The following is a 15,718-nucleotide window of genomic DNA, read 5'->3' on the forward strand; positions in this document are numbered from 1 at the left end:
TAAAGCGACTTTAATTATTTAGTATACACTCTTACCCAGTCGATATAGGTAGTACCTACCTGTATTTTTGAAGTATCGAGATTATCAAAGTTATCTCCGCCTACAGCAGCGTTCAGCGCTATGCGTTGCAGTTTACCGAACATGCTGTGAATGAATCCGCCACCGCCGGTAGCATCGCCGGTGTATTTAGTGTTTACTACTTTACCATCCAGTAAGAACTGCAGGGTATCTTTCTGCCAGATAGATTCATATACGTGAAAGCAGGTAGTAAGATCAACGGTAGAGGTGATTACTGCCCCATCTTTAGCCGTAATTTCTTCCGGTTCTTCGAATGTAGCGCCGTACCAGTAGTCGGTAGTATATACTTTAGGATATTGGCCCTGCGATTCGAGGATGTCTATTTCACCATTGGTAGGCCAGTCTTCGCCATATGTCCAGAAAGCAGGCCACATACCATAACCCGCTGCCAGTTTGATACGTGCAGAGAAGCGTACTTTAGGTGTAGTGGTATTTGCAGAGAAATAATTGTTGCTTTCAAGTCTGCCTGAAGTGTAGTTGAACGTCTTCTTGGTAGCGTTGTCCGGATCAGTGGCTCCTTTCATGGTCTCTTTCTTAGCCGTCAGTACCAGTTTACCATCTGCTATAGTAACATTGGCCGGTTTGTAAAGTTGTAACTCGTTGTTATAGGCCCCGCTATTCCATACTTGCCATTTACTGAGATCTGAGGTTGTGAATTCTTCACCGAATACTTTTGTATAGCCTTGCGCCAGGATGAATGAATCGGTCTGGTCGTAGTCGCAGATACCTGTAGCGGGTACATTTACTACAGCTTCTGTGGATATTGTTGGTTTTTGATCTACTTTATTGTTGTCTTTAGTACAGCTGGTTAAGCTTACCAAAGCGGTAACAGAACAGGTGAGAATGCTTGAGGCAATCGTTTTTCTCATAAAAATTGGTTTAAAGGTTATTTCAGGCTTCCGGTTAAAATGGCCATTTTTTCATTTGCCTATCATAAAGACATCTGAAAAAGGTTAAACATTGATGCCCGGGAGATATTTTTTTAATAATTTTTCTATTGCCCTACAGATAGTACATTTGACAGACCCGTTAGCCTGTTACACGTTATTTTTTATCAATAAAACCCAACACCATGAAATCCCTCATTCAATTAACCATGCTGCTACTGCTGTTACAACTGCGCAGTGTAGGCCAGCTCAATGTTTACGGCCCGGTAGCCGACAATTTACAGACCAGTACTTATAACACATTTGGCGTTCCAACATCTAATTACTGGTGGTGCGCTCATGGCATTGATGTATTACTGGATGGATACCTGCGTACCCGGCAGGATATCTATAAAACCCGTATGAAGAACCTGTTGCTTGGCATTAAAAGTTTTAACGGAAATACGTATATCAACACTTTTTATGATGATATGGAGTGGCTGGGGATTGCCAGTTTACGTTCCTATCAGACTACTGGTGATGCGGATTACCTGGCTGTAGCGAATCAGCTATGGACGGATATTCAGACCGGGTATTCGAATGGAGCGCTTGACTGGAACAAGAACTGTCCAAATTGTAAGAATACCTGTGCTAATACGCCCGCTGTAATTATGGGCGTGCGTTTATACCGCATGACCGGGGTAGCGGCAGACCTGCAAAGGTGTAAGGATATTTACGCTTTTGTAAAGGCTCACCTGGTAGATGCGACTACCGGGGCTGTATGGGATAACTACAATCCCAGCACCGGCGCTCTTGGCGCGGCTGTGTTTTCCTATAACGTAGGGACTTATATAGGAGCCGGTCTGGAATTATACAAAGTAACCGGTGATGTTACCTATCTGAATGACGCCGTGAAAAGCGCAGAGTATGTAATGACATCCAGGATCACCAACGGAATGTTCTTCCTGGGTGCCACCGGTATGGGTGACGGCGGATTATTCAATGGGATATTTGTCCGTTATTTTGCCCTGCTGGCAAGAGAAGGGAATATTCCTGCGGATACCAGGGCGCGGTATAATGAGGCCATCCGGTTTAATGCAGAGAAACTGAGGACCAGTGGTATCAGCAGTTCAAATCTGGTGGGACCTAACTGGACAGTTCCTCCTACTACAACAGATTATGCCACACAATTAAGCGGTGTGATGTTAATGGAGGCCGCAGCTACCCTGGACCAGTCTTTCTTCTATAAAGATATCAACTATGGCGGCGCATATTGGGGATTGGCAGCGGGTAGTTATAATACTGCAGCGCTGGTGGCAAAAGGTATTAAGGATAATGATATCACAGCTTATACTATTCCTGCGGGTTACCAGGTTACTTTCTACAAGAATGATAACTTCTCTGGTGGCAGTATGGTTGTAACCGGCAACAGCTCATGGATAGGCGGAGCCTGGAATGACAGTATCTCTTCACTGATCGTAGCACCTGTTGGCGCAACGGGTACGCTGATACAGGCAGAGAATTACAGCAGTATGTCCGGCATCATTACAGAAACCACCACAGATACTGATGGCGGACAAAATGTAGGCGCTATTGATACGGGCGACTGGATGGCATATAACAGCATCTATTTCCCTACTACAGGTACTTATAAGGTGGAATACCGCGTTTCCAGTTTAAGTGGCGGTGGCAGGTTGTCTATCGACTTAAATGCCGGTACTACTATTCTCGGCTACCTGGATATTCCTTCTACTGGTGCCTGGCAGTCCTTTACCACTATCTCTCATAATGTAACTGTTACAGCAGGTACTTATAATCTGGGAGTGTATGCACAAAGCGGTGGCTGGAATATCAACTGGTTAAGGATTACACCGGTAGCCAGTGGGGCAAGGGTAGCTGTAGCTCCTGCAAAAACAACTACTACGCTAACATTATATCCAAATCCTGTGCATGATGTGTTAAGGATCAAAGCGCCTTTTGATCTTGCAGATGCTAAAATACAGATCGTGGATATGGCGGGTAAAGTGGTGATGCTTACCCGCAGCAGTGCTGGTAGTATAGATGTATCACATCTGCCTTCCGGTGTGTATAATCTGGTGATTATGCATAATGGGCAGCAGTTCGTGAAACGTTTCGTGAAATAACTTAGCAGATCAATAATAAAAAGGGGATCATTTCTGTAAGAGATGGTCCCCTTTTTATTTTCCCTTTTGCGTAAATCATTTTCCTGATCAGATAAAGCCAATTGCTGATAACATGCTTTCTTTGCATGTACAATTTACTCCGCTAAAATCAGTATTGTGTAGCAGCTGTTAACTCCGAAACAGTTAGCACGATACAGAAAGATCATTATTGCCACAGGCTATGCCAGCCTTTGCTGCTATGCTTTCATAAGCGTAGCGGTGATGTATGTGCATGCATTATACCTACTTATGAAGCTACAAGCTATTGTGCTATTCTTTGCTGTTGCGCTTTATAGCCGCTCTGATGCACAGAAGATGGATTCTGTGTTATTAAATGATGTGGTGATAACAGGACAATATAAGCCACAGTCATTAAAAAATTCTGTTTACCAGGTGAGGACCATCACCCGTGAATATATTCAGCAGCGGGGCGCTACCAGCATTCCTGGAGTGCTGGATTATGAACTGGGAGTACGCTTTTCCAATGACGCCACTTTGGGAGAAACCGATGTGGAGTTAATGGGAATGTCGGGCGCCAGTGTAAAAGTGCTGCTGGATGGTGTGCCGCTGGTAGACAGAGGTAGTACACGTCAGAGTCTTACGCAGATAGATGTAAATACAATAGAGCGTATTGAAATAGTAGAAGGCCCAATGTCTGTAGTATATGGTACAGATGCATTGGCCGGAGTGATAAATATTATTACGAAGAAGAATAACAATAGTGCGCTTTCTGTATACGCAAGGGTACAGGAAGAATCAACAGGTAAAGAATATGCTGCGTTTAAAGGGAAAGGACAACACAATGAGAGTGCGGGTCTTAACTGGGGACATAAAGGATTCTTTGCCGGTGCAGGGGTTTCCCGTAATGATTTTGGGGGATGGGCGGATACGCTTACAGGCCGTAAAAAAGCATGGAAGCCGAAGGACCAGTTGATGACATACGGAACTTTCGGATATGGTAATCAGCACTTTAAAATATGGTACAGGCTTGATTATCTGAATGAAGATCTGATCAGTAAAGGAGATGTGAATTATGGCAACGGGAAGGCAACAGATCAGCATTATTTTACAGAAAGATATACGCATCAGGCACAGGCGGTATGGGAGCTGAATAAAGATCTGAGTATAAACGGAACGGCTTCTTATCAGCAATACCAGCGTCGTACACGTACAACTATAAAATCTTTTGATACAGGTGCGGAAGTATTATCTACCGATGAGGGAGCACAGGACGTTTCTACCTTTAATACATTGTTCTTCCGCGGAACCGCACAGTATACACTATCGTCCGTTCTATCTTTTCAACCTGGTATTGAATTCAAAAGAGATGCTTCTACAGGAGAACGTATTGAAGGAACGCCGGTTATCAATGATTATTCTGTATTCCTCTCTTCAGAAATAAAACCAACTGCAGGTATTAATATTCGTCCGGGTGTAAGATTAAATAAGAACTCGCTGTACGACGCACCACCGGTAATACCTTCTATCAATACAAAGTTTTCTTTATCTAAAAATGTAGATCTCCGTTTATCTTATGCACGTGGTTTCAGAGCGCCCGCATTACGTGAATTATACTTTCATTTCTTTGATGCCAGTCATTCCATTAAGGGAAACCCTGATTTAAAAGCAGAGTACTCTAACAGCTTTACAGGTTCTGTATCATGGCAGGCATTGCAGAAAAGTAATATACGCGTAGGCGTTACTGCTGCCGGTTTTTATAACCAGTTTAATAACCGCATTGATATTGCTTATCCGGCTAATTCGGATACAGCTACGTATGTGAACATCAGCAAGTTTAAAACGACTGGTGGTACATTGAGTGGTACACTTAACTGGAAAAAGATACAGGCTGGCGTGGGATTCTCTTATATAGGCAGGTATAACGCTTTTGCGGAAGATAAACGTGTTTCTTCTCCGGAGTTTGTATGGACACCGGAAGTGAATAGTAGCATTACTTATAAGTTTACACGGGTTGGCGCTACGTTAAATTTGTCTTATAAATACAATGGTGTAAGACCTGCATATGAACAGGTGACCAATACAGATGGCAGTACTTTTATCCATCTGGCCAATACATCTGCATTTCATAGTGCAGAGCTGGGAGCGACTAAAAAGATAGCAAAATACATAACGATTAATGCCGGTGCACGTAACCTGCTTAATACGACGAATGTAAAGAATACGACATTGAATAGTGGGCAGGCGCATAGTGAAGGTAGTTTGTTACCGATGTTCTATGGCCGTTCTTATTTTCTTGGATTGAGTTTTAACTGGAATAAATAATATAAAATGAAATTAAGCAGACTTTTCCTTGTACTTTCTATCGCGGGAATATTTAGTGCGTGTTCTAACAATGATGATGATACTACTGTAGTGATCCCACCTTCTGATGGATCTCAGCTGACATTGCAGGGCGGTGGGGGGACCGGCGCACCTAATACGGCATATGTAGATATGAGTACAGATAAGCAATCCGATGTGGTACGCACCAGCTGGTCGTTAGGTTTTTACAGTGGTACTGATTACCGTGTTATCCTGAATGGATTTACTTCTATGAGTGCAGTGGCTACTGCTAAAACAGATATTACACAGGTAGGCAGTGCTGATGCAGCAGGTGTTAGCCTGGCTGTTGGTCAGGGTGCAGGTACGTTATCCATGATAGATGATGTATTCGGAGATATCACTAAAACGGTGATTGCCGCAGTATCTGCTACTGATGCGGACAATAAGGTCTATCTGATAAAACCGGAAACTGCCAGCGCTACAGATTCAAGTACCTGGTACAAGGTCCGTGTTACACGTAGCAGCAACGGATATACCTTACAATATGCTAAACTGACTGAGACAACTATTAAGACAGCAACGATTGCAAAGTCTTCTGATTATAACTTTGTTTTCTTCTCCCTGGAAAGCGGCGCCAATGTAACAGTAGAACCTAAAAAAGCGGAGTGGGATTTTGCATGGTCTTACGCTGCTTATTATACGGCGACCATCCCTTATTTCTTCTCAGACTTTGTAGTGATCAATAACCTGGCAGGTGTGCAGGCCGCAAGAGTAGATTCTGCTACGGTGAGCTATAGTAACTTTGCAGCAGCAGATCTGTCTGCATTAACTTTTACATCTACCCGTGATGCCATTGGCAGTAAATGGAGAGTGACCAGCGGTACTACAGTAGGGATATTATATAACTATTTCTTTGTGGTAAAAGATCCCGCAGGTAATTATTACAAGCTGAAATTTATCAGCATGGGATTAAATGATGGTGGTAGCAGAGGTTATCCTGTAGTGGAATATAAACTGGTGAAAGCTGCGGGTTGATAATGTAATTATTTAGACGAACTCCGTCAGGAATAACATTCCTGACGGAGTTCGTTTTTTTACTTATTCCTGCTTTATTCTTTTTTCCTGATTGCGTAAATTGTTTTCCCGTTTCGTCATGTGGCTTTCGACCCGTTATTATAATTTTGCAAAACTACTCCGCCCCATATTGGTAATAACCCATTACCGGATCATCATGTAATAGAACCTATAAACAAAAATGCGAATCAGCAGGTACCCGTTTATTATTTTATGTTTCAGTTCCCATATTGTACTGGCTCAATCGGATAGCAGTCATCATCTGCATGGGGTAGAGGTAAAAGCGGTGCGTCTGGAAACACTCACCAGTAAAGCGGCCATGCCTGTTACTGTCATCAGCAGGAAAACGCTTGATATGATGGGGAGCCGTCGACTGGACGAAGTCATGCGTGAGCAAACAGGAATTGCTATTGTGAATGATGTGGCTGCAGGTTCCCGCGCTATTGGTATGCAGATGCAGGGCTTTAGTTCCGATTACATATTAATACTGATTGACGGACAACCGATGGTAGGGCGTAACATGGGTAACTTCGATCTGTCCAGGATCACTGTTTCGGATATAGAACGTATTGAGATTGTGAAAGGCGCTTCTTCCAGCTTGTTTGGCAGTGAGGCGTTGGGTGGTGTAGTGAACATCATTACCCGCCAGCATGTAGCGAATGCACAGGGGCAAGCCATTGTGAGATATGGGTCTCAGCATACTCAGGATGTTACACTGGAAGGAGAAACTCCCTTTGCACAGGGGAAAGCATCGGCTTCGCTTTCCGGTAACTTTTATCATACGGATGGATATAATGTGAATTCATACCTGAGTAAAGGGGCTACCGCTCCTCCTTATGACAGTTATAGTTTACAGGGACGAATGCGTTATCGCTTCAGTGATAAAAATATGCTGAACCTTTCGGGTAGATGGGCATTACGTAACTCTGTAAATGAATCTGTATATAGTTCAGGGCAGGTACAGAACAGTACCCGCGATGTATTACACGAAAGTGATGTGAATGCTGCCGCGGCATTACAAACATCTTTTAAAAAGGGATGGCGACTGAATAGTCAGTATTACCTGACACGCTATAGCTCAGGACAGGATGTGAATACCGGCAAACAGGTATCTCTGAAAGAGAATGACTTTACACAATATTTTCATCGGCTGGAAGAGCAGATAACGTTCCAGCCTTCGAACCAGCTTTCCTTTATAGGTGGGGCAGGCGCTAATATAGAAGTGATGGATGATACGGAGTTTCGCAGCGGAAACAACATGCACAGTGAGTATGCCTATTTTCAGGGCGATTGGAAACCTGATGTTCATTTCAGCACCCGTGCAGGATTAAGATATGATCATCATGATTTTTACGGGGGAAGAATAAACCCCAGTATAGGTATCAGTTATAGTCCGCTTCCTCAACTTACTTTTAAAGCAGCTGTAGGTACCGGTTATAAAACACCTGATTTCAAAAAGCGTTATCAGGTGTTTACGAATCCACAGGCCGGATATACTGTACTGGGTGTAGAAGAAGTGTCCGGTAAACTGGCAGAAATGCAGTCCGCAGGATTGATCAGTGAAATAAGACCTATTGCAAAAGATATCAATGCTAATCTGCAACCAGAAACTTCTCTTTCTTATAATGTGGGGGTTTCTTATCAACCGGTAAAAGAGATCAGGGTTGATGTGAATGGTTTTTATAATAACCTGCGCAACTTTATCAATACAGTACAAATAGCCACGCGTACTAATTATCAACCAGTATATTCTTATGTAAATCTTGACAGGTCTTATACTGCAGGACTGGAAGGAGGTGTTATTGTAAATCCGCTGCCAGGGCTGGATATATCCATAGGTTATCAGCTGCTGTATGCAAAAGACAGGGGAATTATGGATTCTATTAAGCTGGGCCGGTATCCTTATAATAAAATGCGCAACAGTAATACAGGAGAAACACGTGCCGCTGTTGTGGGAGATTATATAGGACTGGAAAACAGATCGCGGCATATGGGTAACCTGCGCATCTTTTATGAATACACGCCATGGGGGATCAGTGCTACTTTTCGTGCTAATTATCGCGGTCGTTCTGGTTATGATGATGCTAATAATAACCGTTTTTTAGATAGGTATGATACGTTCATTGATGGCAATTGCCTGCTGTATGCTTCTCTGGAAAAGAAATTATGTAATAAACATTTATCTGTACAACTCACTGCCGATAACCTGATGGACTATACGGATATGCTGATGCCCGGACAACCAGGGCGCATTCTGATGGCCGGAGTAAAATGGCGGTTCTTTAAAAAATAACTATGTATATCCGAATGATGGCCCTTATACTGTTGTTATCTTCCTGTAAGAAGGAGGATAACAATGTAGCCAAAACAAATTATGAAGATGGCATTAGCACGGTGATCAGAGACCTTGCCGGCGATACGGAGGCTTCTGTAGCAGATGGTGTAGAAGGAAAGGAGAGACGTCCTTTTAAAACATTTTATTTTAAGCTGGGAACAAAGTTACAATCATGGGACAGCTCTGCTGCCAACCGGAAAAGTAATAGCTGGGACCTTGCTTTTACGGAGGTCTATAATGCGCTGGTATACGTGAATAACGGCAGTGTGGCAGGCCCTGGTTTTGGTGGCCCTGGTAAGGGAACGATCATCGCAGTAGATTCTCCTTATTCCGCAGTAACGATGGCTCCTGTTACAGACAGTAACCTGAATTTTGTAGGTTGGGATGGTTATCCGCAGGCATATAATACAGGATGGTATTTTTATTCGCTTAGTACACATCTGGCTATACCTATCAGGAACCGGACTTTCATTTTACGTACAGCAGAAGGTAAATATGCCAAGCTGGAACTGATCAATGTATACCAGGGAAATCCTCCTGCAGTAACGGATCTTTACTGGCCGGCGCCTTATTTCACATTCAGGTATTTTGTACAGGAAGATGGTAGTAGAAATCTGAAGACACCTTAAGTAGATTATATGAAAAAGATCAGCATTTTATGCGTGGCCCTGGCCATACTGGCAATCGCATGCTCAAAAGGTTCCGATACAGAACCGGAAAAGGTAACACCTGTAGATACCACTACGATTAATACCGGTGTATTTATGTTATATAACATTGCCGCAGATACGGCCGCTAACTCTTCCAATGCGGCCAAAGCATTTTATTACAGTCTGGAAGATCAGAAAGTAATTCCTGCATCGCAGGCACAGACATCCAACTGGGACCTTGCATTTACCGGCACTTATAACAGCAGTATTTATGCAAATAACGGGAAGGCACAGTATTCACCAGGGTATGGTGGCCCGGGTAAAGGAGGGATTTATATGGAGATGAACAGTGGCATAGATGGGACTTATTATAACGGAGAAGGAAAACCCTTTACCATGATCCCGTCACGTAATTTATTTGATTCCGCCTTTTCCCTGGTAAAAACGGTGAATGAGGGCCTGTTTAAAACAAATGAATCCATAGGGCTGGACCATTTCAGTGGTAGCGGAGATGGCTGGGCTTTCTATGATTTTTATGGTCAGCAGTTTCCTGATCAGCCTTATGATTCCGTTACACACGTATGTTATAATATGCCACGTACACTGGTAGTAAGAACTGCGAAAGGGAATTATGCAAAGGTGATCATCTATAGTATTTATAAGGATGCTCCTGTTATTCCTACACGCTCATACAAACCGGGCTTTATCACATTTAAATATGCCATACAAAAAGACGGCACCAAAAATCTGGATATAAAATGAAGATCAAATTAGTAGCATTACTGCTGATGGCAGTTGCCTGTACAAAAACAGAAACCATCAATCCTCCCTCTCTTGCTACCAATCGTGTACTGGAATATAAGGTAACGAATGTATCGGGAGATCCTATTTATGGAGTGATTAATGATGAAAATAAAACGATTACAGCGTATATCCCTTATTACTATTATCTCACTTCATTGCAGGCGGAAATTAAAGTCTCTGATGGCGCGAGTATTACTCCCGGTAGTAATACACTGATCACAGGATTGGATAGTTTATTCTTTGCAGAGAACCTGCAATACAAAGTGACTGCTAAAGATGGTAGTGTGGCTTCTTATAATCTGGTAGTAGAAACACAGCAACCTGCATTATCAGTAAATGAAATAACAGAAGATAGCTGGATGACCAGCAGTGTGTCTGATACCTATCCGTACGACAGGCCGGTGACGTATACCATCACCGGAAAGAATTTTATTGTCAATAGTAGTTTAACAGTAAAACCGCAGGTGATATTTATTGCAGCAGATGGGAAAGAATATAAACCTGTAGGGACTACGGATTTTAGTACTACGAATGGTATTGATGGTTCTTTCTCTGTATATATGCCTTATGCTGCAACAATTCCTGAAGGTACTTATAAGATAAAAGTGGTGAATTACAGCAGAGCAGTACTGTTAGAAAAGACCATCCGGATATTATACCCTGTTAACTAAATACAACCTGAAAAATGCGATTCAATTATACACTAATAATAGCGTTCATTCTATTCATCTGTGCCTGTAAAAAGGAAACAGTCAATGCGCCTTATCCTTATAATGAGATCACCTCATTTACTGTAAACGATCATTTAGAAGGGGCTATCAATGATGGGAACATTATTCTTTACTGGCCTTCATCCGAAGTGTTACCAGATTCTATTTCACCTGTTATCAGCGTATCCGAAAATGCAACGGTATCACCTGCGTCCGGGCAGAAGATAGCACTGAAAGACAGTGTTATTTATATAGTTACTTCACAGAGTGGCAGTGTCGCAAAATATGTATTACATCTTAACATCAACCAACCGGATATTTTGCTGAATGAGAATGCGGATGTGTTGTCTTCACTTGGTAGTACGCTTGATTTAGGTAATCTGTACAACGTGATCACTGATACTGCTAAAACCAGTATTTACCTGATATCCAAAACAGGCGTAATAACACGTTTATCCATAAACGGACTGGGATATGGAGGCTACGCCAACTGGTTGCAGGCGAATGTTCCGGAAGAAGGGGTGGATACAGGCTGGTACAAAATAAAGATCAACAGTGGAATACGCAGTATTACCAGCAACCGGTATTTTGTGTATGTGGCTCCTGGTGTACCTGAATTAATTTTAACGGATGCATTTACATTGAAACGAGGGGATACGCATACTTTCCCCGGGAAGTTTCTGCCTGAGCTTACATTTATAAGAGCGCGTTATGCGCCGGAGTTCACGTATTATAATCTGGAAATAGTAAGTCGTACTCCGAATGGTGTAACTGTTCGTATACCGGGTACTTATCCGTTGGGATCGTATAGTAAATTGCAGATCTCCTATGTAGGTACAGACGGATATGACAGCTATGTGGATATCCCGCAAAGCTTTACCGTTACAGAATAGAAGTTAACCTAAATATGAAAGGGTAGCCTGATGTTGTTATAAAAAGACCGGACAGTTGCATTGTCCGGTCCTGCAAATGATTACAGAAGGACACCTAAAATCCTAACATTTTAAAAACACAAAAATGAAAAATTTAAATGTCACCCCTGCAACTGCAGGTAAAAGTACAAAAACCAACCGTATAATTCTTGGTATAGCAGCAGGCGTACTGGCTGTACTTGCTGTTGCATGTCAGAAGGAGAATAATGCAGGTTTGCGTCCAGGTAATGAAGTAGCAGTTGTTATCGGCAATCCGGGAGATTCTGCCGCCTTTACTTATGCCAATACTTTTGGAAAGTTGTTCAGAAGTTCAACCAATGAGATTTATACCGTTAAGAACTTCCTACAGGGGACTGTTAATAATACGGGTAATCCACCGCACATCGCGAATTCAAAGTATTATTATAGTCTGAGATCCAATGATGGTACTGATTCTGTCAATGCAGACCTGGTCTTTAGTGGTACTGCCAATGCAGATGTAAGCGTGTATACAGCCTATACACTTGCATTTGCCCGTACCTCTTTTGACTCTATTGCTACAGGGTTGGTGTCTCCTGCCTGGACAAACATTACTACTAAAAAGATCGGATTAAACAGTATTGATACTGTTAATTATACCGTAGTATCAGGATGGTATAATTATAACATCGTAAGGCATGAGGCATTACCGGTAATAGAGCATGGTAAGTATCTGACGGTAAAGGCAACAACTGCAGGTGGTCGTACCTTTATCATAGAATTGCAGGATCTGTACAGCAACCGTACACCGAATGCCTACAAAACTCCGAGCAACTATCCTTATTTACACTTCCGGTACAAAGAAATTTAGTTAAACAGCCATCGGCTACCTCACATTATTATACGGTTAACCACATCAGAAACCCCGGTATTTACCGGGGTTTTTGTATATTCATATATTCTTAAATTCGTCTATAAATTATACCCGGTGAAAACTTATGCCTCCCTCATACTGATTGTGCTTCTTGCCCTCGCCTGTAAAAAGGATGATAAGCCGGCCCCTCCTGTATCTCCTGCCGAAGGTACCCGTGAACAACTGACACTTGACTCCCTTTATTTGTATGCAAAAGAAATTTACCTCTGGTATGATGCGTTACCGGATTATGCTACTTTCAATCCCCGCCAGTATGCGACAGGGGGGGATGTATTAAGTAACTACAAAAGGGAATTATACCTTATCACCCAATACAAAATTAACCCTACAACGGGCAATCCTTATGAGTATTCCGGTTATCCGGGTGTGCCAAAATATTCCTTTATGGAAGAAGGGAATGTCACTGCCGGAGGAAGAAAGGCGACAGTCTCCCTGGCTGATAAAGGCAATGATTACGGTATTGCACTTACAGCGGCGGCAGATGCTGACATCCGTATCCGCTATGTAAATCCGGCATCACCGGCAGATCTGGCGGGGTTGGTAAGAGGTGACCGTATACTGAGTATAAACGGCACTACTATTTCTTCCGGGTCTTCTTCTTTTGTGAATGCGGCGCTTGAAGGCTCAACTGTTACACTGAATGTGAAGAAGAACAGCAGTGGCAATACCAGTACTATAACGCTGACGCAAAGTGCATATACTACTAATCCGGTGTTTAAACAGGCAGTATTAACGGCAGGTACGCAGAAGGTTGGATATGTGGCAGTTAGCCGGTTTTCAACACCGTCCAGTTTTACCCCTGCGCTGGAACAGGTGTTCTCGTCGTTTGCTACTGCTGGTGTAACTGCGCTGGTGATAGATCTCCGGTACAACGGAGGGGGGTATACCACCGCCGCGGAAGAGCTGGTGAACCTGGCAGCTCCTTCTTCACTGAACGGGAAAACGATGTATACAGAGTATTTTAATACCTTATTACAGAACGGAAAGGCGCCCATCCTGCAGCAGCAGTTGTACCTGGATGCGAATGGGAAACCGGTCAGTTATCAGGGGCGTAATGCCACCTATGCGGATATCGATTATTCTGTAGGAGGGAATACGTATACATTTAATAAAAAAGGCGCTTTACAGACAGTGAAGCAGGTGGTATTTATTGTGACAGGTAATACGGCCTCTGCCAGTGAGCTGACCATCAACAGTCTGAAACCTTATCTTCCCGTGAAGCTGGTAGGGCAACAGACTTATGGAAAACCGGTAGGTTTCTTTGGTATTAAAATAGATGCTTATACGGTGTATATGTCCAGTTTTTCTATGCGGAATGCCAGTGGGGAAGGGGATTATTTTCATGGTATGACACCGGATTATTCGGCAGGTGATGATGTGACGCACGATTTCGGAGATCCTGCGGAAACCAGCCTGGCTTCCGCACTGGCTTATATCAGTGGAAATCCGGGTGGCCGTACCGGTAGCGTTGTAACACCACTGGTACACATGGGGCCGTCATCATTCAATGGGATGATTGAGAACAGGGCAAAATTCCGTTGATAATTCCCGTTTGCGCAATGTTTTTTCCCGATCCGATCTGCTTTTTGGAGTCTCAGGTGGTAGCTTTGCGTAGCTTCCTTTAGAAAATGCTTGTTGCCCCTGATTTTTGACTTCAACAATATAATTCTTAAAAGTACAAGTCCTTCAAAGTAGTCCCGGGATTTAATCCCGGGACTACGGAGGCACAATTCCACGGTTCCTTGTTATTTTGCGATTTTATTTAAGTAATTTTAGCCGTTAAATTTAAAAACTGGATGATCAGAAAGGTGCAACGTACGCGGAAATGTATACTGGTGGCTGATGATGATGCAGACGACAGAGAGCTGATTAAGGTTGCATTTGAAGAAAGCGGCGCAGAAACAGAATTATATTTTGTTGAGAACGGAGAAGAATTGATGCATTACCTCAACAGGCAGGGAAAATATGCTGATGTGGAAAAATACCCCTTCCCCAGTATTATCCTGCTGGATCTTAATATGCCCCGTAAGGATGGCCGAGAAGCATTACGTGAGATCAAAGAGCATATTAATCTTAAATGGTTACCTATCATTATTCTTACTACTTCTACCGAAGCAAAGGACATCTCTAAATGTTACGAACTGGGGGTGAACAGTTATACGATTAAACCCGCTAATTTCTCAGATTTAGTGGCATTCACCCGCATGCTTTATACCTACTGGTTCACAGTGGTGCAACTGCCGTAGAGATTATTCCACACGATAAGGACATTTATTCGCCGTAATTTTAATCATCAGTCTGAAAATCTGTAATTAAGATGATGATCAAGTATTTACGGGAAAGTACGGAACCCTTGCACCAGGAACTGGAGCAGGTCCTTATTCCCAGAATAAAGCAAACCAATACCCAAGCCGCATATATCAGCCTTTTACAATTGTTTTACGGATACTACTACCCGTTAGAACAGTATATTGCTGCTCATCTGGATACCACTTTCCCCGGAGGCTTTGATCAACGGCGTAAGGCATCCCTGTTGCTGCAGGATATGGCAGCTATAAACGGGGCTCCTGTAGAGCCTCCTCCACTATGTACGGATATTCCTGAAATAGCAGATGCCGGGCAGGCCCTGGGCGCTTTATATGGACTGGAAAGAGCTGCTTTGGGCGAAGAGGTGATCAGCCAGCTTCTTCATAATGTTCCTGATGTTGCCAAAGCATTTACCTTTTTTGAAGGGTACGGGACTAACAGTCAGGCCATGTGGGACAGTTTCGAACATTATCTGGACGGGTATAATGGTACGGATGTTCAAAAAGCAAGACTGATACAATCTGCCGTTGATACCTTCCTCAAATTCAAATTATGGGCATCCGCTGCTAAATAAGTGCATCTTTTGGTATGAAAATGGTTTAGA

At 43.0% G+C, this 15,718-nt stretch carries 13 protein-coding genes; 12 read left to right on the forward strand and 1 reads right to left on the reverse strand.

All coding sequences use genetic code 11. The annotated features are described in order from the left end of the window. Positions 1-14 precede the first annotated feature (14 nt). The gene (locus GO495_RS00185; protein WP_157297693.1) at positions 15-947 is read right to left on the reverse strand and encodes a glycoside hydrolase family 16 protein; all 933 of its coding nucleotides are present in this window, start codon (positions 945-947) and stop codon (positions 15-17) included. A 203-nt stretch (positions 948-1,150) separates the two neighbouring features. On the opposite strand from GO495_RS00185, the gene GO495_RS00190 reads away from it, so the two are divergent. The 12 genes from GO495_RS00190 to GO495_RS00245 all read left to right on the forward strand — a co-directional run bounded on the left by GO495_RS00190 (position 1,151) and on the right by GO495_RS00245 (position 15,688). Beyond that, complete coding sequence (locus GO495_RS00190) at positions 1,151-3,088, forward strand: glycoside hydrolase family 76 protein (protein WP_157297694.1); 1,938 nt, start codon at positions 1,151-1,153, stop codon at positions 3,086-3,088. 288 nt (positions 3,089-3,376) lie between these two features. Further along, positions 3,377-5,410: a TonB-dependent receptor plug domain-containing protein gene (locus GO495_RS00195; protein WP_205691183.1), complete on the forward strand. Its 2,034-nt coding sequence runs from the start codon at positions 3,377-3,379 to the stop codon at positions 5,408-5,410. A gap of 6 nt (positions 5,411-5,416) precedes the next feature. Then, the gene (locus GO495_RS00200) at positions 5,417-6,445 is read left to right on the forward strand and encodes an HmuY family protein (RefSeq protein WP_157297695.1); all 1,029 of its coding nucleotides are present in this window, start codon (positions 5,417-5,419) and stop codon (positions 6,443-6,445) included. Positions 6,446-6,665: 220 nt separating this feature from the next. Next, entirely contained in the window at positions 6,666-8,777 is a 2,112-nt protein-coding gene (locus GO495_RS00205; RefSeq protein WP_157297696.1) for a TonB-dependent receptor plug domain-containing protein, read from the forward strand. A gap of 2 nt (positions 8,778-8,779) precedes the next feature. After that, positions 8,780-9,448 carry an HmuY family protein gene (locus GO495_RS00210; protein WP_157297697.1) on the forward strand — a complete coding sequence of 223 codons (669 nt, stop codon included), beginning with the start codon at positions 8,780-8,782 and terminating at the stop codon, positions 9,446-9,448. Between the two features lie 9 nt (positions 9,449-9,457). Continuing rightward, positions 9,458-10,231, forward strand: a complete 774-nt coding sequence (locus GO495_RS00215) for an HmuY family protein (protein ID WP_157297698.1) — start codon at positions 9,458-9,460, stop codon at positions 10,229-10,231. Continuing rightward, positions 10,228-10,944, forward strand: a complete 717-nt coding sequence (locus tag GO495_RS00220) for a hypothetical protein (protein WP_157297699.1) — start codon at positions 10,228-10,230, stop codon at positions 10,942-10,944. The genes GO495_RS00215 and GO495_RS00220 overlap by 4 nt, the downstream gene beginning before the upstream one ends. Before the next feature lie 14 nt (positions 10,945-10,958). Then, the gene (locus tag GO495_RS00225) at positions 10,959-11,876 is read left to right on the forward strand and encodes a hypothetical protein (protein ID WP_157297700.1); all 918 of its coding nucleotides are present in this window, start codon (positions 10,959-10,961) and stop codon (positions 11,874-11,876) included. 124 nt (positions 11,877-12,000) lie between these two features. Further along, on the forward strand, positions 12,001-12,744 hold the full coding sequence (locus GO495_RS00230; protein ID WP_157297701.1) for a hypothetical protein: 744 nt from the start codon (positions 12,001-12,003) through the stop codon (positions 12,742-12,744). Positions 12,745-12,861: 117 nt separating this feature from the next. Beyond that, a complete protein-coding gene (locus GO495_RS00235; RefSeq protein ID WP_157297702.1) occupies positions 12,862-14,349 on the forward strand; it encodes a S41 family peptidase in 1,488 nt (495 codons plus the stop codon). A gap of 254 nt (positions 14,350-14,603) precedes the next feature. After that, positions 14,604-15,053: a response regulator gene (locus GO495_RS00240; protein WP_157297703.1), complete on the forward strand. Its 450-nt coding sequence runs from the start codon at positions 14,604-14,606 to the stop codon at positions 15,051-15,053. A 71-nt stretch (positions 15,054-15,124) separates the two neighbouring features. Further along, positions 15,125-15,688 carry a biliverdin-producing heme oxygenase gene (locus GO495_RS00245; protein WP_157297704.1) on the forward strand — a complete coding sequence of 188 codons (564 nt, stop codon included), beginning with the start codon at positions 15,125-15,127 and terminating at the stop codon, positions 15,686-15,688. Positions 15,689-15,718: the final 30 nt, after the last annotated feature.

This window comes from Chitinophaga oryziterrae (assembly GCF_009758125.1).
Classification (GTDB): Bacteria; Bacteroidota; Bacteroidia; order Chitinophagales; family Chitinophagaceae; genus Chitinophaga; species Chitinophaga oryziterrae.

Bases quoted from the DNA above. Each gene is read 5' to 3' on its own strand.
- GO495_RS00185 (WP_157297693.1), bottom strand. From the start codon at position 947: ATGAGAAAAACGATTGCCTCAAGCATTCTCACCTGTTCTGTTACCGCT.
- GO495_RS00190 (WP_157297694.1), top strand. From the start codon at position 1,151: ATGAAATCCCTCATTCAATTAACCATGCTGCTACTGCTGTTACAACTG.
- GO495_RS00195 (WP_205691183.1), top strand. From the start codon at position 3,377: ATGAAGCTACAAGCTATTGTGCTATTCTTTGCTGTTGCGCTTTATAGC.
- GO495_RS00200 (WP_157297695.1), top strand. From the start codon at position 5,417: ATGAAATTAAGCAGACTTTTCCTTGTACTTTCTATCGCGGGAATATTT.
- GO495_RS00205 (WP_157297696.1), top strand. From the start codon at position 6,666: ATGCGAATCAGCAGGTACCCGTTTATTATTTTATGTTTCAGTTCCCAT.
- GO495_RS00210 (WP_157297697.1), top strand. From the start codon at position 8,780: ATGTATATCCGAATGATGGCCCTTATACTGTTGTTATCTTCCTGTAAG.
- GO495_RS00215 (WP_157297698.1), top strand. From the start codon at position 9,458: ATGAAAAAGATCAGCATTTTATGCGTGGCCCTGGCCATACTGGCAATC.
- GO495_RS00220 (WP_157297699.1), top strand. From the start codon at position 10,228: ATGAAGATCAAATTAGTAGCATTACTGCTGATGGCAGTTGCCTGTACA.
- GO495_RS00225 (WP_157297700.1), top strand. From the start codon at position 10,959: ATGCGATTCAATTATACACTAATAATAGCGTTCATTCTATTCATCTGT.
- GO495_RS00230 (WP_157297701.1), top strand. From the start codon at position 12,001: ATGAAAAATTTAAATGTCACCCCTGCAACTGCAGGTAAAAGTACAAAA.
- GO495_RS00240 (WP_157297703.1), top strand. From the start codon at position 14,604: ATGATCAGAAAGGTGCAACGTACGCGGAAATGTATACTGGTGGCTGAT.
- GO495_RS00245 (WP_157297704.1), top strand. From the start codon at position 15,125: ATGATGATCAAGTATTTACGGGAAAGTACGGAACCCTTGCACCAGGAA.